The 575-nt window shown below is 58.3% G+C and carries 1 protein-coding gene; it reads left to right on the top strand.

Annotated features, from left to right (window positions below; translation table 11 throughout):
• On the top strand, positions 1 to 560 hold a 560-nt coding region (locus PY650_RS36710), incomplete at its 5' end, for a NodA family N-acyltransferase (RefSeq protein ID WP_285885013.1).
• Positions 561 to 575: the final 15 nt, after the last annotated feature.

A 575-nucleotide genomic window follows, 5' to 3' on the forward strand; every position in this document is an offset into this window, starting at 1 on the left:
GGGAAAGCGAGTTGGAACTCGCCGAACATGTCGAACTCGCCGAGTTCTTTCGAAAGACCTATGGGCCAACCGGGGCCTTTAATGCAAAGCCGTTCGAGGGCAGTCAAAGCTGGGCCGGAGCAAGACCTGAGCTTCGTGCCATCGCCTATGACGCTAGTGGCGTCGCCGCTCACATGGGATTGCTGCGCCGGTTCATAAAGGTTGGCACAACCGATCAGTTGGTGGCTGAGCTCGGACTATATGGTGTGCGTCCGGATCTTGAGGGTTTGGGGATCGGGCATTCGATCCAAGCCATGCTGCCGGTGTTGCGCGAACTGGCTGTTCCATTTGCTTTCGGCACGGTGCGGCCCGCATTGCAAAAACACATTGAGAGGTTCGGCCGAAACGGTCCGGTGACTGTTGTGTCGGAGATTAGCGTACGATCCACGCTGCCACACGCGCGTACAGACCTGCCGCCCACGCGCGTCGAGGACCCACTTGTCATTATTCTGCCTGTTGGACGGCCAATCTCCGATTGGCCAGCTGGTACGACAATCGACCGGAACGGACCGGAGTTATGACGCACCTCGATTGCT

It is taken from the genome of Martinezella calliandrae, assembly GCF_030272695.1.
In the GTDB taxonomy this organism is placed as follows: Bacteria; Pseudomonadota; Alphaproteobacteria; order Rhizobiales; family Rhizobiaceae; genus Rhizobium; species Rhizobium calliandrae.